This window comes from Pseudomonas mucoides (assembly GCF_015461845.1).
GTDB lineage: Bacteria > Pseudomonadota > Gammaproteobacteria > Pseudomonadales > Pseudomonadaceae > Aquipseudomonas > Aquipseudomonas mucoides.
This window is the reverse complement of sequence record NZ_JACOPW010000002.1, coordinates 325,769-351,446: the sequence shown is the minus strand read 5'-3', so window position 1 is coordinate 351,446 and position 25,678 is coordinate 325,769. Positions and strand designations below refer to the sequence as shown.

Annotated in this window: 22 protein-coding genes; 14 read left to right on the top strand and 8 right to left on the bottom strand. The window is 56.7% G+C overall.

The features are described from left to right. Window positions 1–32: 32 nt before the first annotated feature. The 3 genes from polX (at window position 33) to glgP (ending at window position 7,065) form a co-directional block, all read left to right on the top strand. Entirely contained in the window at window positions 33–1,850 is a 1,818-nt protein-coding gene (gene polX / locus H8F22_RS10160; RefSeq protein WP_194940067.1) for a DNA polymerase/3'-5' exonuclease PolX, read from the top strand. 221 nt (window positions 1,851–2,071) lie between these two features. Further along, window positions 2,072–4,498, top strand: coding sequence for a phosphoenolpyruvate synthase (ppsA, locus tag H8F22_RS10155; protein WP_194940384.1), 2,427 nt, complete (start codon window positions 2,072–2,074; stop codon window positions 4,496–4,498). Window positions 4,499–4,563: 65 nt separating this feature from the next. Next, on the top strand, window positions 4,564–7,065 hold the full coding sequence (gene glgP, locus H8F22_RS10150) for an alpha-glucan family phosphorylase (protein ID WP_194940066.1): 2,502 nt from the start codon (window positions 4,564–4,566) through the stop codon (window positions 7,063–7,065). Window positions 7,066–7,171: 106 nt separating this feature from the next. On the opposite strand, the gene H8F22_RS10145 is transcribed toward glgP, so the two are convergent. The 3 genes from H8F22_RS10145 to H8F22_RS10135 are packed head-to-tail and all read right to left on the bottom strand — an operon-like array spanning window position 7,172 to window position 9,324. After that, window positions 7,172–7,705: a flavin reductase family protein gene (locus H8F22_RS10145; protein ID WP_228758778.1), complete on the bottom strand. Its 534-nt coding sequence runs from the start codon at window positions 7,703–7,705 to the stop codon at window positions 7,172–7,174. 48 nt (window positions 7,706–7,753) lie between these two features. Continuing rightward, window positions 7,754–8,719: a ribose-phosphate diphosphokinase gene (locus tag H8F22_RS10140; protein ID WP_194940064.1), complete on the bottom strand. Its 966-nt coding sequence runs from the start codon at window positions 8,717–8,719 to the stop codon at window positions 7,754–7,756. 38 nt (window positions 8,720–8,757) lie between these two features. Next, window positions 8,758–9,324 (bottom strand): phosphoribosyltransferase family protein, encoded by a 567-nt coding sequence (locus H8F22_RS10135; RefSeq protein WP_027923134.1) that lies wholly within the window; start codon window positions 9,322–9,324, stop codon window positions 8,758–8,760. 258 nt (window positions 9,325–9,582) lie between these two features. Between H8F22_RS10135 and H8F22_RS10130 the strand changes: the two genes are divergently transcribed. The 3 genes from H8F22_RS10130 to H8F22_RS10120 are packed head-to-tail and all read left to right on the top strand — an operon-like array spanning window position 9,583 to window position 11,882. Then, a complete protein-coding gene (locus H8F22_RS10130) occupies window positions 9,583–10,467 on the top strand; it encodes a universal stress protein (protein WP_194940063.1) in 885 nt (294 codons plus the stop codon). A gap of 58 nt (window positions 10,468–10,525) precedes the next feature. Further along, window positions 10,526–11,233 (top strand): phosphoribosyltransferase, encoded by a 708-nt coding sequence (locus tag H8F22_RS10125; protein WP_027923136.1) that lies wholly within the window; start codon window positions 10,526–10,528, stop codon window positions 11,231–11,233. After that, window positions 11,226–11,882, top strand: coding sequence for a dienelactone hydrolase family protein (locus tag H8F22_RS10120; protein ID WP_027923137.1), 657 nt, complete (start codon window positions 11,226–11,228; stop codon window positions 11,880–11,882). Before H8F22_RS10125 ends, H8F22_RS10120 begins: the two co-directional genes overlap by 8 nt. A 16-nt stretch (window positions 11,883–11,898) precedes the next feature. On the opposite strand, the gene H8F22_RS10115 is transcribed toward H8F22_RS10120, so the two are convergent. Further along, the gene (locus H8F22_RS10115; RefSeq protein ID WP_027923138.1) at window positions 11,899–13,266 is read right to left on the bottom strand and encodes an erythromycin esterase family protein; all 1,368 of its coding nucleotides are present in this window, start codon (window positions 13,264–13,266) and stop codon (window positions 11,899–11,901) included. A 410-nt stretch (window positions 13,267–13,676) separates the two neighbouring features. Here H8F22_RS10115 and H8F22_RS10110 point away from each other — a divergent pair, with 410 nt between their 5' ends. Then, window positions 13,677–14,333 (top strand): c-type cytochrome, encoded by a 657-nt coding sequence (locus H8F22_RS10110; protein WP_194940062.1) that lies wholly within the window; start codon window positions 13,677–13,679, stop codon window positions 14,331–14,333. A gap of 29 nt (window positions 14,334–14,362) precedes the next feature. Here H8F22_RS10110 and H8F22_RS10105 read toward each other — a convergent pair whose 3' ends face one another. Further along, a complete protein-coding gene (locus tag H8F22_RS10105) occupies window positions 14,363–14,893 on the bottom strand; it encodes a GNAT family N-acetyltransferase (protein ID WP_027923140.1) in 531 nt (176 codons plus the stop codon). 224 nt (window positions 14,894–15,117) lie between these two features. Here H8F22_RS10105 and H8F22_RS10100 point away from each other — a divergent pair, with 224 nt between their 5' ends. Continuing rightward, window positions 15,118–16,044, top strand: coding sequence for a universal stress protein (locus H8F22_RS10100; RefSeq protein WP_194940061.1), 927 nt, complete (start codon window positions 15,118–15,120; stop codon window positions 16,042–16,044). A gap of 93 nt (window positions 16,045–16,137) precedes the next feature. On the opposite strand, the gene H8F22_RS10095 is transcribed toward H8F22_RS10100, so the two are convergent. Together H8F22_RS10095 and arcD are read right to left on the bottom strand one after the other, a co-directional pair. Next, window positions 16,138–16,680 (bottom strand): Hsp20/alpha crystallin family protein, encoded by a 543-nt coding sequence (locus H8F22_RS10095; protein ID WP_027923142.1) that lies wholly within the window; start codon window positions 16,678–16,680, stop codon window positions 16,138–16,140. Window positions 16,681–16,768: 88 nt separating this feature from the next. Next, on the bottom strand, window positions 16,769–18,259 hold the full coding sequence (gene arcD / locus H8F22_RS10090) for an arginine-ornithine antiporter (RefSeq protein WP_059182950.1): 1,491 nt from the start codon (window positions 18,257–18,259) through the stop codon (window positions 16,769–16,771). Window positions 18,260–18,539: 280 nt separating this feature from the next. Between arcD and H8F22_RS10085 the strand changes: the two genes are divergently transcribed. The 6 genes from H8F22_RS10085 to H8F22_RS10060 all read left to right on the top strand — a co-directional run bounded on the left by H8F22_RS10085 (window position 18,540) and on the right by H8F22_RS10060 (window position 24,471). Continuing rightward, entirely contained in the window at window positions 18,540–20,822 is a 2,283-nt protein-coding gene (locus H8F22_RS10085) for a heavy metal translocating P-type ATPase (protein ID WP_194940060.1), read from the top strand. Between the two features lie 103 nt (window positions 20,823–20,925). Then, a complete protein-coding gene (locus H8F22_RS10080) occupies window positions 20,926–21,435 on the top strand; it encodes a cupin domain-containing protein (protein ID WP_194940059.1) in 510 nt (169 codons plus the stop codon). Window positions 21,436–21,656: 221 nt separating this feature from the next. After that, window positions 21,657–22,796 (top strand): site-specific integrase, encoded by a 1,140-nt coding sequence (locus H8F22_RS10075; protein WP_194940058.1) that lies wholly within the window; start codon window positions 21,657–21,659, stop codon window positions 22,794–22,796. Beyond that, entirely contained in the window at window positions 22,793–23,146 is a 354-nt protein-coding gene (locus H8F22_RS10070) for a hypothetical protein (protein ID WP_194940396.1), read from the top strand. The genes H8F22_RS10075 and H8F22_RS10070 overlap by 4 nt, the downstream gene beginning before the upstream one ends. 3 nt (window positions 23,147–23,149) lie before the next feature. Beyond that, the gene (locus H8F22_RS10065; protein WP_010459439.1) at window positions 23,150–23,344 is read left to right on the top strand and encodes a hypothetical protein; all 195 of its coding nucleotides are present in this window, start codon (window positions 23,150–23,152) and stop codon (window positions 23,342–23,344) included. Between the two features lie 26 nt (window positions 23,345–23,370). Then, window positions 23,371–24,471, top strand: a complete 1,101-nt coding sequence (locus H8F22_RS10060) for a low temperature requirement protein A (protein ID WP_194940057.1) — start codon at window positions 23,371–23,373, stop codon at window positions 24,469–24,471. Between the two features lie 141 nt (window positions 24,472–24,612). Here the strand turns inward: H8F22_RS10060 and H8F22_RS10055 are convergent, their stop codons facing one another. Next, complete coding sequence (locus H8F22_RS10055) at window positions 24,613–25,428, bottom strand: CmcJ/NvfI family oxidoreductase (RefSeq protein WP_228758751.1); 816 nt, start codon at window positions 25,426–25,428, stop codon at window positions 24,613–24,615. Window positions 25,429–25,678 lie beyond the last annotated feature (250 nt).

Genomic DNA, 25,678 nt, shown 5'->3' with positions numbered 1-25,678 from the left:
GCGTTTTTCATCCCACTGGACGGGCTCTTGCAATGAAGCTCACCGCCGTACCGTCTCAGGAACCGTTACCCGCCTTGCTATCGGCCTCGCTCAAGGACTGGCAGGTGATTGGCAATGATCAGATTGCCGCGGTTTTTGACGAAATTGCTGATCTGCTGGAAATCGATGACGCCAACCCCTTTCGGATCCGGGCCTACCGTAATGCGGCGCGCACGTTAAGGGCGTTGACCTTCGAGCTCGCAGAGACCATCGCGCGTGGCGAACCACTGCCCAAACTGACCGGTATCGGAGTTGATCTGGCAGGCAAGATCAACGAAATCGTTACCACCGGAAATTGTGCTTTGCGCCAGCGGTTGCGTTCGACATTACCGCCCGGATTGGTTGAACTGCTGTCCATCGCCGGATTGGGCCCCAAACGTGTCAGGCACCTGTATCACGATCTGGGGATCGAAACCGCGCAGCAGTTATGCGAGGCGGCTCGACAGGGGCGAATCCGCCATCTGCCCGGTTTCGGCGAAAAGATGGAAACGCGGCTGTTAAGTGCCGCGCAGCAGGGGATTGGAAAAGATCACCGTTTGCCGCTGGCGTTTGTGGAGCCCGTGGCGCGCCGGCTGATCGAATACTTGCAGCAGCTTGCGGGCATCGAGGAAGCAACGGTGGCCGGAAGTCTGCGTCGCATGCGCGACACCGTCGGTGATATCGACATCCTCGTGGCCGCAGCGCCGTCTGTGAACGTCACGGCACACTTGCTCAAGCACCCGGAGATTTCCACCGTGTTGGTTAAAGGGCGCACGCGTGCCAGCGTCGTGCTGGGTTCAGGCCTGCAAGTGGATGTGCGTATTGTAAAACCGGCGCAATTTGGCGCCGCTCTGGTGTATTTCACTGGCAGCAAGGCGCATAACATCGCGATTCGCCAGAGGGCCCGGAAGCTGGGGCTCAAACTCAATGAATATGGGGTGTTCAAGGCCGCAGAATGCGTGGCCCATACCACCGAGGTGGCGGTTTATCAGGCCTTGGGGTTGGTATGGATCACCCCGGAACTGCGCGAAAATCGCGGTGAAGTCGAGGCGGCACTGACAGGTCGTTTACCGAGGCTGATTGAGTTGAGCGACCTCAAAGGTGACCTGCATGCTCATACCCGTGACTCGGATGGCGGCAATAGCCTGGAAGAGATGGCGTTGGCGGCGCAGCAAGCCGGGCTGGAATACCTGGCAATTACCGACCACTCCCGGTCCCTCAGGGTGGCCCATGGTCTGGACACTGATCGATTGTTGAAGCAAATCGACCAGATCGATTCGCTCAATGCCCGTTTGCAGGGCATAACCTTGCTCAAGGGTGTTGAGGTCGACATTCTCGAAGACGGGCGCCTGGATCTGCCGGACGACATTCTGGGGCGCCTGGATCTGGTGGTGGGCGCCGTCCACAGTCATTTCGGCTTGACGCTGCATCAACAAACCCAACGCCTGCTCAGGGCCATGGATCATCGCTACTTCAGCATACTGGCACACCCCCTGTGTCGGTTGATCAATGAACGCGCGCCTCTGAACATGGACCTGCCTGCAATCACCAAGGCAGCCGCTGAGCGTGGTTGCTGCCTGGAACTCAACTCGCAACCCCAGCGCATGGATCTGTTTGACCTGCAGTGCCAATACGCCAAGGATCAAGGGGTGCTCATCAGCATCAATTCGGACGCCCATCGCACCGCGGATTTTTCTTATTTGCGCTACGGGGTCGCTCAGGCGCGCCGAGCCTGGCTGGAAAAACACGATGTGCTCAATACCCGTTCGCTGACCTCACTCAAGTCGTTTTTACGGGATGGCGGTGGTCGACCGCAAAGCGCACAAAACTGATATCAGCCGTTGACAGTCTTGTTGTCCGGGGTCCGGGGCCAGTTGGTGTCCAGGTACACCTTCTGCACAAATCAAAAAGGGGGCCGAAACTCCCCGCTATTACTGCTCAAAAGACGCAAATTGATCTAGATCAACACACGCAGACGGCATCAAGCCATAAAGCTTTGTATGAAGTAGAAACGGCCGACAAAGTCTCCCCCATCCAATGGAGAAACATCGTGATGCCTTCACATATCCGCTGGTTCAAAGAGCTGGGTATCAACGATGTATTGCTGGTGGGTGGCAAGAACGCCTCGCTGGGAGAGATGTACCAGAACCTCACGACTGAGGGGGTATGCATCCCCAACGGCTTTGCCATCACCGTTGAGGCGTATCGTTATGTACTTGATCACAATAAGGCTTGGCAGCCTCTGCATGCGGCACTTGACGGACTCGACCCCGCCAACATCAAGGATTTGCAGGCGCGGGGGAAAAAGGCGAGGGCGATTGTATATGGCTGTTCATTGCCGGAAGACCTAAAGACGGCGATTTTGCACAGTTATGCCCAACTCAAAAAAGAATACGGCGAAAACATTTCATTGGCAGTACGTTCCTCGGCGACCGCTGAAGATTCGCCGCAGGCCTCATTTGCCGGGCAGAACGACAGCTATCTCAACATTGCCGGTGACGATGATCTGCTTGATGCCTACAAACGTTGCCTGGCATCCAACTTTACCGACCGCTCCATTCACTACAAATACGACAATGGCTTTGATTACTACAAGGTCTATCTCGCCGTCGTGGTCATGAAAATGGTGCGTAGCGATATCGGGGCCAGTGGCGTGATGTTTTCGCTGGACACGGAAACAGGCTTCAGGGATGTCGTCTTCATCAATGCCGCGCTGGGGCTTGGCGAGAATGTGGTGCAGGGCACAATCGACCCCGACAGCTTCTATGTGCACAAACCCAGCTTTCTCCAGGGTTATCGGGCGGTCTTGAAGCGCAGCCTGGGCAGCAAAGCAAAGAAGATGATTTTTACCGACACGCTCAATACCGGCAATATCGCGGTGGAATACACCGAGAATATTGACACGCCCCAAGAAGAACGAACCCGCTTTAGCCTCTCTGATGCGGATGTGATGGTGCTGGCCGACTATGCCATCAAGGTCGAAAACCACTACTCGAGCAAAGCCGGTTTTTACAAGCCCATGGATATGGAATGGGCCAAAGACGGGATCGATGGCCGCTTATATATGGTGCAGGCGCGACCGGAAACGGTGGAATCGCAAAAGAAAGGCAGCGTGCTTGAGATTTACCATCTCAAGCAAAGATCAACAGTGCTGCTCAAGGGCAGGGCGGTCGGTACCCGAATTGGCGCCGGCAAGGCGCGTGTCATCAACGATGCCAAGCATCTCAGTGATTTCCAACCGGGCGAGGTGCTGGTCTCAGATACCACGGCACCCGACTGGGAACCTGTCATGAAGACCGCAGCGGCTATTGTGACGAGCCGGGGCGGCCGTACTTGTCACGCCGCCATCGTGTCGCGTGAACTGGGCATTCCCGCCATCGTGGGAACCGCAAACGCGGCAGAGAAAATAGAAACCGGCACACCGATCACCATTAGCTGCGCCGAAGGCGAAACCGGAAACGTCTATGAAGGCATTCTGGATTTTGACATTCAGCACACCGATCTCAGCCAGCTGGGACATCCAAAAACAAAGATTATGATGAACCTGGGCAATCCTGATCAGGCCTTTAGTCTTGCCTCGCTACCGGTGGATGGCATTGGTCTGGCGCGTATGGAATTCATTATCAATGAGTACATCAAGGTGCATCCGATGGCGCTCGTACACCCGGAAAAGGTGGATGACACGACACGCGAAAAAATCGCTGCCCTGAGTATTGCTTACAATGATCCTACGGACTTTTTCGTCAAGACCTTGGCCGAAGGCGTCGCCACAATTGCGGCGGCGGTGTATCCAAAACCCTGCGTCGTGCGCATGAGCGACTTCAAAAGCAACGAATACGCGACCCTGCTGGGCGGTCAGTATTTCGAGCCGGAAGAAGACAACCCGATGATCGGCTTTCGTGGGGCGTCCCGTTATACCCATAGTGCCTATGCCGAAGGTTTTGCGCTGGAATGCGCGGCAATGAAGCGGGTGCGCGACGAGATAGGCCTGACTAACGTCAAATTGATGATCCCTTTTTGCCGCAGAGTGGAGGAGGGTGAAAAGGTGTTGGCAGCGATGGCCAGCCATGGCCTCAAGCGCGGAGAGAACGGACTGGAGGTCTACGTCATGTGCGAGATCCCCAACAACGTCATCCTGATCGACGCCTTCGCCAAACTGTTCGACGGGTTCTCCATCGGCTCCAATGACCTGACCCAATTGACGCTCGGCGTGGATCGCGATTCGGAAATCGTCGCCTTCGATTTCGATGAACGCGATCCGGGAGTGAAACAGATGATTCGTCTGGCGGTGGAGGGAGCAAAACGCAACGGCCGCCACTCCGGTATCTGCGGACAGGCGCCGTCTGACTATCCCGAGATGGCTGAATTTCTGGTGGAAATTGGCATCGACTCGATAAGCCTCAATCCGGATGCAGTGCTCGCCACGACTCGGCATGTTCTGGCGGTGGAAAAGCGCCTGTCACTTAATCGCACACCGTAAAGCCGTTGCCGCATGGCCCGCCTGATCAAGATCCGCAAAACTGCCGATTACATTGAGGTGTCGACGTGTATGCCTTCTTGCCACGTGAGTTGCCGGAGCCACTCTGCACACTGACCGAGCTCGCACTTAACCTGCGCTGGACCTGGAATCATGCACTCGACGACCTGTGGAAATCGATTGACCCAGAACTTTGGGAGCGCACCCATAATCCGTGGATGATTCTGCAGAATGCTTCGCAGCAGCGTCTTGACGAACTCTGCCGAGATGCCCATTTCTCGCAGAAACTGGCGCACGCCATTGCAGAGCATCGGAGTTATCTCGACGACTCAGGCTGGTATGCGCAGCGGCAACCGGCTGGCGATTCGGCGCGTATCGCTTATTTCAGTATGGAGTACGGTCTGAGTGAGGCCTTTCCGCTCTATGCCGGCGGACTCGGTGTGCTTGCAGGGGATTACCTCAAGACGGCGAGCGATATGGGCGCTCCAATCCTTGGGGTGGGTTTGCTCTATCAGGAAGGCTATTTTCGGCAATACATCGACGCGCAAGGCAGGCAGCATGAGGCCTATCCTTACAACGATGCCACCAGCCTGCCGATTCAGCCAACCATCGGAAATGAAGGGGCCTGGCTGAAAATCGTGCTGCAACTTCCCGGTCGCACTTTGTATTTGCGTATCTGGCAGGCCATTGTCGGACGTACGCGCCTGTACCTGCTGGACAGTAACGATCTGCGCAACGGTGCCGCCGATCGCGGTATCACCTCTAAGTTGTACGGCGGCGGCTCGGAAATGCGTTTGCTCCAGGAAGTGGTGCTCGGCATCGGTGGCTGGGCGGTACTCGACGCACTGGGGATCGACGTGGACGTGTGCCACCTTAACGAAGGTCATGCCGCACTGCTTGTGCTGGAACGTGCCCGTCGCTTTATGCACAAGATGGGAACATCGTTCTGGGAGGCGTGGTGGGCAACGCGTGCGGGTAATGTATTCACAACGCATACGCCAGTGGCTGCGGGTTTCGACTCATTTCCACCCGCGCTTATTTACAAGTATGCGCGCGAGTTTCTCGAAGACTGTCGCATTTCATTGCGCGAACTGCTTGCGTTGGGCCGGCGTGATCCGGCGAACGACGATGAGCCTTTCAACATGGCTTTTCTGGCATTGCGTGGGTGCGCCCAGTGCAATGCCGTGAGTCGTTTGCATGGCGAGGTCAGCCGTCGATTATTCAGTGATCTTTATCCACGCTGGCCGCTTCAAGAGATACCCGTAGGGCATATTACCAACGGCGTCCATGTGCCATCCTGGGATTCAGTGTGGTCCGATCACCTGTGGACCAGCACCTGTGGCAAGGAACGTTGGCTCGGCACGGTGGAGTCTCTCTCAGGGACGGTCTCCAACAGTGATGACAGGGTCTTGTGGACGATGGCCGCCGAGCAACGCCGCGATTTGGTGCATTACACGCGTCACCGTTTGGCATGGCATCTTGGACAACGTGGCGAGTCACCGCTGCACGTCGAAGAAGCCGCGCAGGTGCTCGATCCCAATTGCCTGACGCTCGGCTTCGCGCGGCGATTCACCGAGTATAAGCGACCGAATCTGTTGCTGCATGACCCGGAGCGCCTGAGTCGCCTGCTAACCGATGAACATCGACCGGTCCAACTGATCATCGCCGGTAAAGCCCATCCCAATGACGAGCAGGGCAAGCAGCTGATCCAGGCATGGATGGAGTTTGTTCATCGTCCAAATCTACGAAGGCATGTCGTGTTCCTGGAGGATTACGACATTGAACTGGCCCAACAGTTGGTGCAAGGCGTCGATGTCTGGATCAATACACCGCGACGACCATGGGAAGCCTGCGGCACCAGTGGTATGAAGGTTCTGGTCAATGGCGGACTGAACCTGTCCCAACTGGACGGCTGGTGGGCGGAGGCGTACCAGTCCACCTGCGGTTGGGCGATCGGCGACGACGCCCCCAGCGACGATGTCGCCGACGCCGAGTGCTTGTACCGCTTGCTCGAAGAAGAAGTAGTCCCCACCTTTTACATGCGCGACACGCAGGGAATTCCACGTGGATGGGTGCAACGCATGCGCGCCAGCATGTCGCAATTGGGGCCGCAATTCAGTAGCAATCGCATGCTGCTCGAATACCTGGATGGTTGTTACCAACCGGCGATCCAGGCTTTCCGACGCCGTAGCAAGGATAAGGCCGAGCTCGCACGTGCGCTTCATGCCTGGCAGAAGGCGGTTGCCTTGGGATGGGACAACATTCATTTCGGCACGGTCGATGCGAAACACGACGGCGAGCGGCTGTACATCAGCGTGCCGGTCTACCTGGGGGAGATCGCACCGGAGTGGGTAAGGGTGGAACTCTATGCCGCCCCGTACGATGAACACCCGGCAGAATGCCTGCCGATGAACGCTGTCGGGCCCATTCCCGGCGCCATTCAAGGCTATATCTTTTCTATCTCGGTCTCTGCCACGCGGCCCGTGGATGGCTACACCCCTCGGGTACGCGCCTGGCACTCAGACGCCTTTCTGCCAGCGGAAAATGCACTTATTGCATGGCAACGTTGACGCTGACCCGCCTTCACTCGACCGATCTCAATGTATTTCACCTGGAAGATCAGCACGACGATGACGAGTCCATTTGAATGGGTGATTGCGCACGACCACTAAACACCTAGACACCCTCTGGAAGCTTCGACTGCATCCTTTCTCTTCTATCCAGTTTGCGTCCGTCCACGACGAAGGAACCATCACCCACTGAATGAATGGTTCGTGTCTCTTTGCGTGAATCGTCGAAGTAGGCGGCGAGGCCTTCGAGGACAACAATATTGTGTTTCTCGATGACATCGATAACGTTGCATTCGATATTGGCCACGCACTCCTTAATCAAGGGTGACCTGACATGTTTGCCTTTCACGGGCGTCAATCCGAATGTTGCAAACTTGTCTGTGTCCGCACCGGAACAGGTCCCCACACCAATAACGCAATCGATCAAATCGACGGTGGGGATTGAAATGACGCACTCCTTGGTTTTCAGGAGCGCGGCGTATGAATAGTTCCAGGGGCCGGTGGTCATGGCGAAAGTCGGCGTGAAGCCCATCACCATGGTCCACGAAATGGTCATGATGTTGTTCTTCTGGCCGTCATTTGTGGTGACGAAGACCACCGGGCCTGGCTCCATCAGTGTGAATGCTGTGTTGATTTTCATCTTTTTCAACGTCAGGCACTCCCATTGGCTCTGATCGACAGCTTCCGCTCAGACGGAATCGAATGCTCCATTTTCAGCCAGCAAGGTGGCTATCTGGGCGGTGCTGTCGAGTACGTGCACGTGCTGCGTCACACACTCGGGCAGCAGGCGAAATGGCGGCACGCTGTCAGAGATCGCAATGTGCTCGAAAAGCGGCGGGTCGAACAGTTGGCTGCCCGCCGTAAACAAACCATGGGTCGCCGCGGCGAATAATCGGGTGGCTCCACCCTTTTGACAGGCAAGGCCCGCATGCTTCAGCGTTTCACCGGTACTGATCAGGTCGTCGAAAACAATGGCTGTCTTACCCGATACGTCGCCCACCAAGAGGGTGCCCGTCAGCGTCGCGTGAGCACGGTGCTTTTCCATCAGCGCACTGCCCACTGAGCGTCCCAGTTGTCGTTCGAGGGCCTGACGAAACTGTTCGGCGCGCTTGGCACCACCGGAATCCGGGGACACCGCTACCACGTCGGCGTCGCCGACGAACCTGGCGAAATGCTCGGCGAATAATTCTGTGCACTGCACGTTCCACGCAGGAATGCGAAAGGCATTGTCGAACGCGGCCGGATTATGCACCTCCAGGGCAACCAGACGATCAACGTGGCAGGCTTCAAAAATGGTCGCCAGGTAGCGGGTGATCGTTGGGTCTTGAGGTTGGCTGCGACGATCTTTGCGTCCGTAACAGAGGTAGGGTGTTACGACTTGCACATGGCGAGCACCGGCATCCTTGAGTGCTCCGCAAAAGAACAACAGGCGACACAACTTATCGTTAGCGCTCTGCCGATCATCCCCATACAAGGAATGGAACACCACGACCTCGCGACCGTTAACCGACGCCAGCGGTCGGCATTTATGTTCGCCATCTTCATAGTTGCGTTCTTCATGAAGGGCCAGTTGGCAGCCAAGCCGCTGCGCGACGCGGGTTGCATAGTGCTCACTGCCTTGCAGGGCAAAAAGAAGCGGGCGGTCAGTGAGCATGCATTGGCTCCTTTGAGGCTTATCGAACAGTTGCGCCATCATCGGACAGCGCCATGCCGTAACACTTCAATGCAGAACTCCATTTCGTAGGGCGGGACGTTGCATTCGACGATGTCATGGGCGGCAACTTGCAGATGCACGCCGATAATGTCGGCACGGATCGGTTGCTGGCAAACATGCCGATCAACCAATACCGCCGTGTAGACCCGACGGGCCCCCAGTTGCGCCAGATAGGCACAGGTGCGCAGGAGTGAATGGCCCTCAAAAAGCACATCGTCGACAACAAGCAGGGTTGTATTGGCAAGGTCCAGCGCGCCCAGAAGCGGGTTCTCGGTCAATTCCGTGTGTGCATGCAGGACCTTGAGGTCATCGGCATAGCGCTTGACCTTCAGGGGGTACAGCGGCAGTTCTGGCTGGCCGGTCTGACGCGAAAGATGCTGCTGTAAGCGCTGTGCCAGAGGCTCGCCGCGGCGCTGGATGCCAATCAGTGCCGATTGAGCGGGCGGCAACAATATCGCCGCTTGGCGCGCCATCGCCTGCAGCACGCCATCGAGTTCATCGCTGTCGTACAAGCGCAACCGCTGACTCGCAAGTGGGGCAGACATTGCCGTCTCCTGTCGAAACCGATCAACCGCAAAAAAGTGCGGGGCCACTGCCAACGTAATCCCGCTCGGCTCGGCCCTATTGATATTGATCAAGTACGGAGAAATGAAATGTCAATCCATGAGCGGCGTTAGTCCATTGATCGGTCTTGCGCAGGGATTTGATATAAATCAACGCCTGGGCGACATCAACGGAGGACTCTGAATCAAACGCTGGCGTCTGATCCGGCGCGTCAAGTCCCCCCTGTCTGGAGTCAGATCATGAGCCAATATCAACGCTTGTTACTCATCATCAACCCGGCCCTGCGCCATTCCCCTGCGATAAACCATGCGGCCGCCCTGGCCAAGGCCAGCGGCGCGAGCTTGCATATTGCTGCGTTTATAAAGCCGTTGAAGATACTGTCACTGCTTGACGAAGGCGAGCAGGAAAAGGCCCTGGAAAGCTATCGTCAGGACCATCGCGACTGGCTGCAGAACCAGGCCTCCAAACTCCACGCTCTCGGGCTCGAAGTGACGACGGAGGTGGCGTGGACCGATGACATGAAGCAAGACATTCTTGATCGCGTCACGGAAATGCAGCCCGACCTGTTGATCAAGGAAGTGCAACACGAATCAGCGCTCAAACGCGCGTTCTTCACTCCGCTGGATTGGCATTTGTTGCGCCACTGCCCAATACCGATCTATCTGGTGGGCGGCGGTGGCCATGCCTTGCCGCGCAAGGTCGTGGCGGCGGTTGACGCTTCGGATACGGCGCCTGCAAACAGCGAGCTGAACGAGCGGATCATTCAGCAAGCCACCAACCTGGCGTTGCAGTGCGATGCCGAGTTGCACCTGCTGTATGCCTGCGATCTTTCTGGGGTCTATCTGGCGGACATGGGGGGGCTGGCGCTTCAAGACATCACCAAAGAGTTGCGCACCACCGAGGAACAATCGTTCATTAAATTGGCCGGTCGGTATGGCGTCCCCTCTGACCGTCGGCATTTTGTTCTCGGACACCCGGTCTCGGCGTTGAGCGATTTTGCCAGCGAGCAGAAGGTGGATGTGATCGTGATGGGCAGAGTCCAGTATCACGGCCTGGAGAAGCTGCTGGGCAGCACGACCGAACACATTCTGTACCAGGTGCCTTGCAGCGTTCTGGCCGTCTAGATCGGGCCAGGCCATGTTGAAACGAAACGACAGGCGTCATCGCCTGGGGAGGTTTTTCATGAGTCAAAGCCCCTCATTGCAAACCACGTTGAAGGACCGGAAAGAAGCCGGTCGACGTCTGGTGGAACCGTTGCTCAAATACGCACAGCGCCCCGATGTCATCGTCCTCGCCTTACCCCGTGGCGGCGTTCCGGTCGCCTATGAAGTGGTCAAGGCCCTGGACGTGCGCCTGGACCTGATGCTGGTGCGCAAACTGGGCGTGCCGTCCAACCCGGAGTTCGCCATGGGCGCCATCGCCAGTGGCGGTATCCAGATCCGAAATGAAGAAGCGCTGCGGGCCCACCCGATTTCCCCGGCCGCATTCGACGCCGTGGTCGCGCGTGAAACACGGGAACTGCAGCGGCGCGAGTTGCTGTACCGGGGCGCCCGGCCACCCTTACAGCTCAAGGGGCAGGTGGTGATTCTGGTGGATGATGGCCTGGCGACGGGCGCCTCGATGATGGCGGCGATCCGCGCGGTGCGTATGCAGGCACCTGCTCGTATCGTCGTTGCCGTGCCGGTTGCGCCGCTGGAAACGGTGGACACGCTGAGCTTCGAAGTCGATGAGGTGATCTGCCCACTCATGCCTGAATGGATGATGTCGATCGGGTATTGGTACTTGAATTTCCCCCAGACCTCGGACGAAGAAGTCATTGATTTGTTGCAACTGGCCTGGCAGCGAGAAGCCGCCACCAGCGCCAAGGTTCAGGGGAACGTCGATGACTGAGTCGCACTATCGACAGCTGGACCTGAAGGACGTTGAGTTATCAGCCGACTTGCGTCTGCCGGCCAACCCCTGCGGTCTGGTGGTCTTCGTGCATGGCAGCGGCAGCAGTCGTACAAGTCCGCGTAATCAGTATGTCGCCGAGTCGCTGGCCAGCAGGGGGCTGGCGTCGCTGCTGTTCGACCTGCTCACGGAGCCAGAGCAACGACTGGACAACCTCACCCGGGAGCTACGTTTCGATATCGCCTTGCTCGCCAGGCGACTGGTGGAAGTCATCGACTGGGTCGGTCGGGACGTGAAGTTGCACTCGCTACGAATCGGCCTGTTCGGCGCAAGCACCGGTGCTGCGGCGGCGTTGTTGGCGGCGGCCGTGCGCCCGGAGGTGGTGCATGCGGTGGTCAGTCGGGGAGGGCGCACCGACCTGGCGGGGGCTGCATTGTCGCAGGTGAGGGCACCCACTCTGCAGATCGTGGGCGCCCAGGACCCGGTGGTGCTCGAATTGAATGATCAAAGCAGTCATGCCTTGCGGTGTGAGCAGCAGCTGGAAATCGTGGCGGGCGCGACTCATCTTTTCGAAGAACCGGGCGCCCTTGAAGAAGTCGCCAGACTCGCTGGCGACTGGTTCGAGAAGCATTTGCACGGCCCCGCCTGACAACGCCTGATCGGCCTCACACGCCAAACGGATAGGTTTCGTCTTCCGGTTCGAGTCTCTGGCTTTTCGGCAGCGCCAGTGCTGTCACGGGTTGGGTCTGTTCAATCCAGATCATGGCGTCGAACTGTTCGGCCAGCGTCGCTTCGAAGTAGTGACTGCCACGCTCGGTTTCAGGGCGGTAAATCACCCCGATGGCCCGCTCCAGCAATGGTTTGGACAACACACGGCGCAGTGCTTTGCGCGTTGGGTCTCGCCAGTCGGTCAATGACGCCGGCACACCCGCCATTAGGAACTGGTGCTCCCAACTGTCCGGGCGAGAGGGCCGGATGTCCTTGATGAGCATGTCGCCGTCCCAGTCATCGGCCGCGGCCACCTGGCCACGGTCGGTGCTCATGCCGATCAGAACAGCATCGCGCCCATAAGCACTGCGGCACAGCTGACCGATGTTGAACTGACCCTTCCAGCCCATTTCCGTCGCAGCCGCGTTGCCAATATGAGAATTGTGCGCCCAGACCACGGCTTTGGCTTGTGGACCCCGGTGCTCAAGCAGTGCCCGAAGTGTGTCGAACATGTGCCGGTCACGCAGGTTCCACGAGGCGGTCGACCCTCGATAAATCGCACGGTAATACTGTTCCGCCGCCTGCACCACCCGAGCATTTTGCGCCGCATTGAAGAATGCCTCGTCGTTCTGGATGAGCCCGGCCAATTGTTCAGCCAGCATGGCGTCGAGCTGTTCGATCACCGGTTGCTCACAAGGCATCAAGCCGGCACGTTCGACGAAGTGACCATACAAGGCGGGATCATCCTGCCAAGGGGTCAGACAGCCATAGCGCCGCCGGGCTTCGTGGGCCAGCTGTGGGTCGACCCGGTCCAGATAACTCAGCACCTCATGGATGGAGTTGCGCAAGCTGTATACGTCCAGCCCGCGGAACTCGACGCGACGTTCAGTGGCGAGGGTATGGTTGTATTGATGCAGCCAGTGGGCGAATGCTCTCACGTCGGTGTTACGCCACATCCAGGTCGGGAATCGGCTGAAGATGTGACGTTTCCACGCCGAGTGTGCCAACCCCCGGACATACTGGTCGACATGGCCTGCGTCCGGCCAGTCGGCTTCAACGGCCACAATGTTGAACCCGTGTTGCTCAATCAGCCTTTGGGTGATCGCTGCCCGGGTTCGATAAAAATCACTGGTGCCATGACTGGCCTCACCAATCATCACCACGCGCGCATCGGCATAGCGATCGAACATTTCACCAAAGGCGGATGAGTCCAGCGCCGGCAGAGGCTCGGCGTATTGGCGCAGAAGCGGTGCGATGGCAGCCTGGTCAATGTGCCGAGGTGAGCCATACAGGTTATCCAGCATGTCTTGGGAGGGTGTGTTCATGACCGTCGTCCCCGTAAGGGTGGGTTACCGCCAGCGGTATTGCGCTTGCGCACAACTGCCGGAAATCGATCCGCAGGTCCTTGACACATTGTGTTTAAACGCAAGCTTTTGTGTCGCTTCATCACCTGTTTGAGTATTCCTACACCTTGCTCCAGATAAACAATTGAGTTTCGTCAATAAAGGGTGCAAAGCCTTAAGAGAAGGTGTCGTGATCCAGTATTCGCTGATTGCCGAATATGACCTGACGCGATGGGCGTTATTCTGAATGCAGGCTCGCAAGGCTCATTCTGCTCTGACCTTGTAAATGGTCTGCGTCTAGCTAGGCTCCAGCCTAGGGCTGTCATCAGCAGAGGGAATTGAACGGCAGGTGAAGGACGCGTATTGATCCGCTGAACACAGGGGCGTAGATCATGGAAGCATTTGGCATGAAGAGTTTTTTCAACCGATCACATCTTGCTCTTGCCCTCTGCTTGGCAGCGCTCATGGGGTGTACCCGTACGAGCGAAGAGCCATCGCAAACAACCTCGCCCATGTCCGGTATCGTCATGAACGACCAGGTTTGCGCCCAATGCCATGGACAGACGGGAGAGTCCTTCTCGCCATTGTTTCCCAAGTTAGCCGGGCAGCAAAAAGAGTACCTGAAGTTGCAGTTGGCTGACTTCAAGGACCATGCACGCAGTGATAAAACCGGGACTCAGTACATGTGGGGATTTAACCATCTGACGCAGACCCAGATAGCCGAACTGGCCGACTATTTTTCAAGTCAGAGCCCCATGAAGGCGGATGCCGACACACCCGATGCCCGCGGTGAATTGATCTTTCGCCAGGGCTTACCTGAGGCGGGCATCGCGCAGTGCAGTTCGTGCCACGGTGCTGACGGTCAGGGAGATGGCCCGATTCCCCGCCTGGCGGGTCAACATGCCGCTTATATGAGTCGCCAGATCAAGGTGCTTCAACAGACCGAACTGCGCCCCCGGGACGCCCTGATGAAGCAACATCATTCACTGTCGGATGCGGATGCCGAATCTGTCGCCCATTACATGGCAACACTGGGGGCAAAAAAATAATGGCTTTCGCTGACAGCGCTCAAGTCGTTTTACAGGTACAGGCCGTGAATCACCTGACGGGTATCAAAGGGATCGTTGCGCGTTTCGAAGCCCAGGGATCTGGCCAGCTCGCGCATCGGGGCATTGCTGGAGGCGTCGACCGCATACATCTGGTGGAAACGGTTCTTGCGCGCGGCCCTGATCAAATGTGCCATCAATAGCGTCCCCAGCCCCAGATGCTTCCATTGATCGGCGACTGTCACCGTACATTCACATTTATATTCGCCCGTGGCGACATAACGGCTGACGCCGATCTCGATCAATTGGCCATTTTCGTGGACCAACGCGATGTATGCCAGGCACTGCTTGTTGCCGGGGTCGTTGATCTGCGTGAGAAAGCGCATGTGCCGGGACTCAGGGCACAGCTGTTTGATGAAGCTGTACTCTCGCTCGCGGTCTTTTTCCGTCAGTTGCCGGATCAACACGTGACGACCATCCTTGAGTGCTTCGATCCAGTATTTCCCAGTGACTTTGGAATAGGCTTCAGAGGCCCGATCATCAGGGTCTTTGACAGTGATCATGATGCGATCCTCCAGCCGTCTTCAAAGGTTGGCGCGCAGTGGCAAATCTCGCGATTCACTTCTTTCTACTCCGCTGACTGCGCCTGAATATGATCTGGATCAGCTCTCTTGTGACAGCGCGCTCAATTGCCTGGATTTGATGTAAATCAAACAGGCAAAGGGCGCAACAAGCGCAGTCTTTGAACATGGCCACGCTATGGGCCGGTGTAGAGAGGAGGTGTGTCATGGCCCACTATCAACGCTTGCTGCTGATCGCCAACCCAAACCTGAAAGAGGCCCCAGCCTTGCTACGTGCCATCGCCCTGGCCAGGGCCGGTGGAGCCATGCTGGATGTACGAGCCTTTATAGAACCGGCGCCCATGGCGCCAGTGTGGGAAGAGAACAGAGACGAGGAGGGGGATCAGCGATATCAGCGCCATTATCTCCACTGGAGGGACCAGACACTTCAGCGTCTCAATGCACAGGGATTAGAGGTGAACGTGCAAGTTGTCTTTACCTGCGATCCAGTGCTCGACATCTTGAAATGTGTAGAAGCGCTCAAGCCCGACCTGGTCATCAAGGATGTCACGGCAGACCCGGTACTTGGACGGGTGTTCGTTACACCTTTGGATTACCATTTGCTGCGTGGATGTCCCGTTGCGTTGCACCTGGTCAACCAGGTCCATCATGAGTTGCCTCATCGGATCGTCGCCGCTGTGGACCTGTTTGATACGGTCACACAAATCCATGATGTGAACGATGCCATTATTCAGGCAGCTCATACGCTGGCCGTGCAATGCGACGCATCGCTGCACCTGCTTTACGCCTATGATTTATCGCCTGCATTCAATGGCGATACGCCGCTGATCACCGGCGGCTGGAATGTGGCCTTCATGGATGGGTTGCGAGAGTCCCTTCATCAGGCCTTCAACACCCTGGCTGAGCGCTATGGCATTGCTCCAGAGCGCCGGCATTTTTTCATGGGGCTGCCGATGCCGGTGATCAGTGCAGTTGTCGATGATTACCAGGTTGACGTCGTGGTGATGGGCACCGTGCATCGGGTGGGCACTCATCGATTCATCGGCAGCACTATGGAGCGCGCGCTGTATTCGTTGCAGGGCAGCATTCTGGCGGTGAGACAATCAGATTCCTGGGTCGAAGAAAACATGTGATCGCAGCATTAACGCGCGCCTTGTTTCAGTCTTTTGCAATGAACATAAAAAAGCCCCCACCGGTTTCCCGACAGGGGCAGGGCAGCCTGGGACTCACTCGCCTTTGATTGGCACGACTTTATCCGCTTTCATGGCCTCGGGCTTTTTCGGCAGCGAGATGCTCAGCACTCCCTTGCTGAAACTCGCGTCGATCTTCTCGGCATCGACACCTTTGGGCAAGTTGAACACCCGCTCGAAGGAGCCGTAGTGACGCTCGCTGAGGTGATAACCCTTTCCTTTCTCTTCCTTGTCCTCTTTCTTTTCGCCCTTGATGATCAGGCTGCCGTTGGACAGTTTGATCTCAATGTTTTTCTGATCCATGCCGGGCAGCTCAGCTGTGATTTCGTAGCTTTTGTCTTTCTCGCAGATGTCCACGGCAGGCAGGCTATGGCCGATCAGTTCCCGTCGCCAGAGCGGCTCGACATCAAACAGCCCGCGACCGAATGGCGACAGCCCCGAGCCGCGATTGAAGTCTTCGAACAGGTGATCAACCTGTTGCCGAAGCTTTTCCAGGGGGCGCCAGACGTCTGTTGTCACTGGATGCTGACTGGCTTTGTCGTCGCTATGAACCGGTACTTTTTTTTCACTGTTGCTCATTTTGATTTCCTCCTCTTGGGTAATAGAGATGGATCGCGAACACCCGTTTGGCGGTCCACCACGACAGAACAAACACGTGATACTGACCTTACAAGGCCAGTGTCCCGGACCACAGCATCCAGCCGGCGAAGGCTGCGGCCGTCCAGATAATGATCAACAGCCCGGTCTCAGGGCCGCTGAGCGGTTGTCCCTGGCGAGACCTGATGGTGGCCAGGTAAATCAACGAACCGGGGGCGTAGAGCAAAGCGCTGAGCAACATGTATTTAGGCCCGGCGGCATACAGCAGCCACAGGCAATACAGCGTCGCGACCGAGGCGATGGCCATGTCACGCAGTTGCAAGGCGCGGTGGCCGGCGTAGGTCTGGCCCTGCAAGGTCAGTTTCAGCGCATACACACCGCTGAACAGGTAGGGCAGCAGAATCATCGAGGTGGCCAGGGAAATCAGCGCAAGGTAAGTGGCGCTCGAGTACAGCGTCAGTAACAGGAACAGTTGAATGCAGCCGTTGGTGATCCACAGTGCATTGGCCGGTACACCTTGGGTGTTTTCCACGGCGAGCGTACCTGGCATCACCTTTTCCTTGGCTGGTGTGAACACCGACTCCGCTGCGAGCAGCGTCCAGGCGAGCAGGGCGCCCCCCACCGAAATGATCAAGCCGATGCTGATCAGCACTGCGCCCCATGGCCCGGCGGCAGCCTGAAGTACGCCGGCCATCGAAGGGTTTTTCAGGGCGGCTAACTCCGGTTGTTTCAAAATGCCCAGTGACAGCAGCGACACCGCAATCAACAGCAACAGGGTGATGACAAAACCGATGACGGTGGCGCGACCGACGTTGGCGCGTTCTGCGGCGCGGGCGGAGAACACGTTGGCGCCTTCGATCCCGATGAACACCCAAACGGTGACCAACATAGTGCTTTTGACCTGATCGAGGGTGCTGCCCAGCGCGGGCGAGCCCCAGAAATCGACAGTGAAGGTTTCACGCTGGAAGGCCGCGATCACCAGGCCGATAAACAGCAGCAACGGTACGATCTTGGCTACCGTGGTCAACGCGTTGGCCCGGGCCGCAGTGCGCATCCCTCTGAGGATCATCCAGTGCAACGACCACAGCACCACGGACGCGCCGGCAATCGCCGCTTTGTTATTGCCTTCACCGAACAGCGGGAAGAAATAACTCAGCGCCGCGAACAAAATCACCAGGTAGCTGACGTTGCCGATCCAGGCGCTGATCCAGTAACCCCAGGCTGAGTTGAACCCGAGGAATTCGCCACCCAAGGCACGCGCATAGGCAAACACACCGTTATCCAGAGCCGGTTGACGGTTGGACAAGGTTTGATAAACCAGCGCCAGCGACAACATGCCGACACCGGTGATCAGCCAGCCAATCAGAATGGCTCCGGCGCCAGCACTGGCCGCCATGTTTTGCGGCAGGCTGAAAATGCCGCTGCCGATCATCGAACCGACCACCAGCGCAATCAGCAAACTCAAGGACAAGCGTTTGGGCTCCACCTTTCGCAAACTGCCTGCAAGTGGGTGGGCAGTCGGCGGGATGACCGGTTGGGTGCCTTGCAGGTGCGTAGCCATGGGAGCCTCCACGAAACGAGAGTTTCTGCACACATCGAATGCGATGTGTACGAATGCTGACTCTAATGTCCACGTGTCCGTCCAACGCCTGATTGATTTAGATCAGAAAGAAGGCAAACACCCGATTTGCCCGGGCACAACCATGACTTGTGTTGTATCGAACGCCGAAATTGCGGCGCCCCGGGGACACGAAAGGCATTCGAGTCCTAAGCTCTACCTCGATGAACGACAGATGTTTTTACAGCGAGGCATGCACATCGCTTTTAAGGAACTCACTTCAATGCTCAGTAAGTGGCTGGACCCCGTTCTGTTGCTGCTCACCGCACTGACGCTGCTGGCCGGCGGCATTGCGTATGTTGCGCAAGCACCTGATTGGGCATCGAGGTGCTGGGCCGCGGGAAGTCTGGTGATGTCTGCGGTACTGCTCGTTGAAATCGTCAGGCGCCTGGCCCGGCGCGAGGCCGGTGTCGACCTGATCGCGCTGCTGTCGATCACTGCCGCCCTGGTCTTTGACCAGACACTGGTGGCGGCGGTGATTGCCTTGATGCTGGCGACTGGACGGACCCTGGAGTTTTTCACCAAGCAACGCGCTGACCGTGAGCTTCGTGCGCTCATCGACCGGGCGCCACGTTTTGCCTGGCTGCAGGAGGAGGGCGGCTTGCGCGAGATTCCGGTTGAGCAGGTCCAGCTGCATCAAACATTGTTGGTGCGAATGGGAGAGGTGATCCCGGTCGACGGTCGGCTGCTAAGTCCTGCGGCCATTCTGGACGAATCGGCGCTCAGCGGTGAGTCGCTGCCTGTCACCCGTCGAGAAGGAGAGCAACTGCCCAGCGGCGTTTCCAACGTCGGTGCGCCCATCCTGCTAATCGCCACGCGAACGGCCGCGCAGAGTACCTACGCGGGCATCGTGCGGCTGGCCGAGGAGGCACGTCGTTCGCGCGCACCTTTCGTGCGCCTGGCCGACCGCTATGCCTTGTTCTTCATCCCACTGACATTGCTGATCGCCGGATTGGCCTGGCAATTGAGTGGCGATCCTTTGCGCGCGCTGGCCGTGCTGGTGGTGGCCACACCTTGCCCTTTGATTCTGGCCGTACCGATTGCCTTCATGTCGGGTATTTCGAGGGCCGCGCGGCGCGGGATCTTGATCAAGGACGGCGCGACCGTGGAAGCGCTGGCCGGGGTCAAACAAGTGTTTCTCGACAAGACCGGCACGCTGACCAGCGGCCATGCGCGCCTGCAGTCGATAGAGGTCAACGGACTGGGCGATCCGCAGCGCCTGCTTGCCCTGGCCGCTTCGCTGGCACAGGCCTCGACGCATCCTGTTTCCCAGGCAATTGTTGAAGCGGCCCATCAGCGCCAGTTGCCGCTCAGCGTCCCGCAGACAGTAGAAGAAAGCCCAGGCTCTGGTCTTTGTGGGCGCGTCGATGGCGTGCAGGTGCGTTTCGGCACATTGTCTTTTGTTCACAAAGCGCCCCCTGAAACCGACTGGGTCGCCGCCATGCTGCGCCACATGGATTACCTGGCGTGCAGTGGAAGCTTCATCGACGTGGATGGCAAACTCGCAGGCCTGCTGGTTTTCTCGGACAAAGTTCGACGCGAAACCCCGCAGACGCTGCGTCGACTGCGCAACAGGGGCATCGAAAAGATCGTCATGCTCACCGGGGATCGCCTGGAAACCGCGGAGATGATTGCGCTGTCTGCCGGGATTGACGAGCTGCGTGCCGGTTTGACCCCCGAGGATAAAGTGCGTGCCGTACAGCAAGGTTGCCTGCGCGCTAGCACACTGATGGTCGGCGACGGCATCAACGATGCCCCGGCGCTGGCGGCGGCCAACGTCGGCGTAGCCATGGGGGCGGGCGGTGCCACGGCTTCTGCGCAAGCCGCTGGCGTTGTGCTGTTGGTGGATCGTCTGGATCGCCTGGTCGAGGCGTTGGACATTGCCCGACGAACCCGCTACATCGCACGCCAAGGTGTGCTGGTCGGGATGGGAATGTCATTGCTGGCCATGGCGGCAGCCGCCTTTGGCTACTTGCCGCCGCTGATTGGCGCCGTGGTGCAGGAGGGCATCGACGTCGCGATCATCATTAACGCCTTGCGGGCATTGGGGCCGTTATGGGCGTTGAGGAAACGAGACCTTACCGCAGAGCACATCGATCACCTGCAAGACGAACACCAGCAACTCTCCACCGTGCTGAGCGATCTGCACCAACTGGCCAGCGACTTTGCCCAGCGCCCACTTGCGCAAGCACAGACAGACTTGCAGGAACTGGTCGACAAGCTGCAAACATCACTGGCGCAGCATGAACACGAAGATGAAAACACACTGTACCCGCTGCTGACGCAAAGCATGCCGGGGGAGGATCCGATGTCGGCCATGAGTCACGTGCATCGAGAGATTTTTCGCCTCATCCATTTACTGGTGCGCATGAGCGGCGACTTCAGCGCCGACCCTGCGACAACGCCTGCTGATGAGATTCAGCATCAGCTGATCCGTCTGGATACCCTTGTGCGACTGCACTTTGATCAGGAAGAGGAACTGTTCCGTTATCTGGACGGGCGCTAGAAGGTTGCCAACTCGACTAAATGGGTATTTAGTCGAGTTATGTCGCTAAATACTGCAAACATGCAGATATATACGTCGATAACGCTAAATAGGGGGTTCCATAATGGCTTTAAAGACACCCAGCATAGAAGAACTGGTCGCAGCGCTCGATCTGGAGCCCCATTTGGAAGGCGGCTACTACCGCAGAACGTATCAGTCAGACGATCAAAGCATGGTCACAACAACCGGTGGCCAGCGTTACCGAATGACGTCGATTTTCTATCTGCTAACGAAAGATTCTCCCGTTGGCCATTTTCATCTCAACCAGTCCGATATCGTTCATTACTACCATTTGGGTGACGCCATCGAGTACTCGCTGATTTTTCCGGACGGCACGTTGAAGACTGTCTTGATGGGTAGCGATGTCATCGCAGGAGAATGTTTGCAGCTGAATGTACCTGGCGGCGTCTGGAAAGCTTCGCGGCTTGTAGAGGGATCGGCAGGATTCGGTTTGATCAGTGAAGCGGTGTCGCCCGGGTTTGATTACGCGGATATGGAATTGGGTGCTCGAGAAAAGCTCAGTGAGCGGTTTCCTGAGTATTCGATGCTGATAGAAAGGCTTACACGCGGATAAGGGCTTGAGGTGAATTGAGGGCTGCGAAATCTGCGTGCAACCGGGCTGATCCTGAAATACGTTGTTGCGCGTAATGTGTATTATGTTAAATCAGATGCTATGCTAGAAATGTTCATGAGGCTCATAAGGTACTGATTCGACAAACCCGCTTCTGACGTCCAATCTCTCAACGGGCCATGTCCTTCGTGTTCATGGCGAGTCCTTGAATGAGGTGGCTGCCGATGAAGCTGATTCAGTGCCGTTTCTCTTCAGGTCAGCGTGTGCCGCTGCTCGTGCAAGCTGGTTACGCAGCGCCATTACCCATACTCATTCCGTTCATCTACGTCCAACTTAAACTCAGGCACCGCGCTTACAACACGGCTGCGGCGCACCTGCGCGCGATCCAGGCTTTCTACGCCTATGCCAAAAGCCGAGATCTGGATATCTATCAGGCCATCTTGGCCTGCCACTTTGAGGCGATTCTGTCTTTATTAGACGGTTATGCAATCTGGCTCCAAAGCGGCCGTCAAGCCGATAGTCTTTTCGCCCGAATCGGCAAAGCTACAACGGCACCTTTTCCACAGATTTTTCCGCGCACCCGTGACCAGTACCTGCGGTTGCTGAAGCAGTACCTGTCCTGGTGCGTCACCCGTTACATTCCGCGCGCACGTCAGAACTCAACCACCCTGGCTAACATCGAAGTTGTATTTGCAGATGTCGCCGACGTCATTGAGCGGCGCTTTGAGAGCCATATCATCAATGTTCGTCCAGACCGCACTCGTTACCGCAGCCTGACAGATATGCAACTCCAGATCATTCGCACATTGATTGTCCCAGGAGCTGCGGAGAATCTCAGCATCAATGACCGCGAACATGACCCAGGAGATCCGCGCGCTGAAGAGCCTGCACTGAAAACACACGGCCGGACCGTAGGTATCTCGACACAGTTGTATGAGGTCTACGAGCGCTATATTCAGAGCGAGCGACGCCCAAAGCGTGACGGAAAACCTACGAAATTGCTGTACCGCTATTTGTTCATCTCGGATCGAGGCCGCCCGCTGTCGATCCGCGCGTTGTCGAACGTCCTAGATCGGCTGTTTCTGACCATTGAACTGGCTCATCCGGGGTTGTTGCCTACACTATCCGCGCATGACTTTCGCCACACCTTCGCCGACCAGTTTTTGGCTTATCTGGTCGAGAAGCGTGGGTATGACCTCGAGCGGGCCACGGACGAACTCCGGCGAGTCTGCGGTTGGTCTGACACATCGACGATGCCACGCCGTTATGCAAGTCGTTATCTAGCTGAGTCGGCCAATCTCCACAATGCCCAGCGTGCCTCGGCAGCCTGGAGCCGGCTTGACAGTGAGGGAGGTTCGCCATGACCAAATCAGCCGATCAAGAACACGCGTTACCCTCCTCCTCTTTTGCGGCCTACGTGTTCGAGGGCCCGGCTCAGGTTGCGATTCGAACTCGCACCAATGATCAGCCAAAGTACGTCGATACCCGTCTGCCGGTGTGGGTTAGTGAATTGACGAAATCGCTAGATAGTGAAATCGCTTGGCATCACCCACACCGTAGCCGAGGGCGAACGTGCCCCATTGCGCAGCGCACCAGGTGTGCATTCGATAATATTTCAATACGGGAGATTGAAGAATCCACGGTGCTGCCAGCGATAAGCATCGCTCATAAAGCAGCGGCACGAAAATATCAGCCCAGCGAACCGAGGACATAAAAAATGGCGATGTTAATTTTTGACAGCTCGGAAGATTCCATAGTCGAGGCCCGTGTCCTGGTCGAGGCGCTGAATGAATGGTTGGCGGAACAGCAGCCCAGTTGCCCGCTAAGGTCCGCCCGTGCGCAATGTTGCTATCGGCCCGATGGCACGCTGGATTCTGTATTGACCGTACTAACAGACGTGGTGGTGGATTAAAGAGGTGCACACGGAGCCGGCAGCGAATGAAATCTTTGAAGTATTATGAAAAGAATCGACACGCCACATGGTTAGAGTTGTTTTTTGACCTGATTTTTGTTGTTGCAATTGGCAAGGTTACGCATACTCTCGGACATCTTCATCACGGCCATTTTGAACAGGAGCAATTATGGACATTTTTACTGCTTTTTGTTCCATTATGGTGGATCTGGTCCAGCCACACGATTTACTCAAATAGGTTTGATACAGACAGTAACCTTCACCGCTTGGCAACTTTATTTTTAATGTTGCTGCTCATTGTGCTGTCTGCACGGATTGGGGAAGAATTGGAAGTAAACTATGCGCTTGTTATTGCCTGCTATTTTGGTATACGTGCCATCATCAGTATTATGTACATTTCGTCCATAAATAAATTCGATCATCGTAGTGAATTCTCCTCCAGGCTTGGCTTCGCCCTGTTAGTTAGCGCAGCTGTTAGTCTTTCATCCATTCTTTTTGACCCACCTATGCGTTACCTTGTCGCTTACATTGGGATTTCTCTTGATATTCTGCTCCCTTTATTTTCTTGGGGTAAGCTAAAGCCATTGCCCGCACATACAGAACACTTGGTTGAACGACTAGGTTTACTCACCCTCATCTTATTGGGCGAGTCGGTAATTAGCCTTTCTGGAGGGTTATCTGACATTCAATGGGATCGTTATAATGTGATGGCGGCAATCACCGGATTTATCATGATTTGCAGTATCTGGTGGATATATTTTGATAGCTTTTACTTGTTGAGCAAAAATGAAAGTAGTATGAGTGGACACTCCTTAATCTACTCGCACCTTTTTCTATTTATGGGGCTCGCACTTCTCGCAAATTTGATCAGGCATGCGATCTTGAACGACATTGCGATGCGCGATTTCCAGATTACGTCAATCATCGGCATGGCCTTATTTTTCTTAGGCAAGCAATATGGCTACTTCATAGCGGTACCTAAAATAAGGAAATACATACTACAAAACACCTTGATCGTGTTTTCTCTAGGTGGGTTGGTTATATTCCTACCCCGTATTGAGTACATATTGGTCGGCCTGACAGCAACCATGATCTGTTATGTTTTACTAAACTTCAGGTATCGTTGAATCTTTAAAGTTTGGCCATATCCCGGGTGGATCAGCTATCCGCGCACATCAACACATCCCTACCAACCAAAGCGGGTGGTCGCCTGGAAAGCATGGGGGCAAACACCGCGCGGCGTGAGGCCCGCGGCAAGCGGCAAAAACCTAATCAAAGAAGGCCAGGGTGCGAACTTCGATACTCTCGCGCGGCGGGGCTCCCGGCGGCGTGTTGGGATCTTTGAAGGCGGTATGGGGCGTGAAGCGGGCACGGCCGTCGTGACGTGAGTCATACCCCTTGATCAGCAAGACTTCGTCACGGCGCATGTCCGGAAAATAGTACCAGCGCTGTTGCGGATTGTAGGCCAGGTGGTAGATCTCACCGATACGATCCGGATAGACCAAGTCGGTGGCCAGCAGGTCATTGGGGTCGAGCGTCGAGGCGTCCAGCACGGCCAGCGGTGAGCGCTTGACGGGTCCGCTCATCGGGCGCCAGAGGTTAATCTGGGCCACCGACACCTGTGCGCCGGCCTGATCCTGGCCCAGCATGTCGCGAATACGCTCAGGCCCCGAGCGGTCGGTGTAGTCATTATGCACACGGCTGGCTGGCCCGCGAATATCCCGCCGCTCGGCGTCGCTGCGCCTGGTGTGGTCGAAGATGACGACCCGGCTCGCGCCCGTCAACTCCTTGATCAAGGCCTTGACCTCGTCATAGTAGACGCTTTCCACTGAGGTATCGTCGTAGAGATCGTCGACCACCGTAGCCCGCCGATGGAGTTCAAACCCCTGCTTGTCCAGGGAAAGGCTGTCTGCCAACGGACGACCGTTGTGTATCGTGACCTCGCGCTCCTCCTGCTCAGCAAAGTAGTGCGGTTCACTGTCACCGGTCAGAGCCTCGGTATGCACATAGGGCTTCGCATCGTGCTTGACCAGGTAGGTGAGTTTTGTGATGACGCTGGCGGGCATATCAGTTGTGCACTTCAAGTAACACCTCCCGGTCTGCTGAGCGCATCCGGCGTAGTGTCACCGTGGCGGCGCTGTAACTTGCATGTAGACACCTTCAATCTCGATCGTATGCCTTCGAACGGACACTATCAAATGCAGCCCGAGGTGCACGGCACACGACCGATAGAAAAGGACCTCTCTAACCTCGGCATCGACGACCAGCTTGACCATGACTGGCGTGTCGCACTGCGGGTCTGCGCCGATCATGAGCATCCGATATCCCTAAACT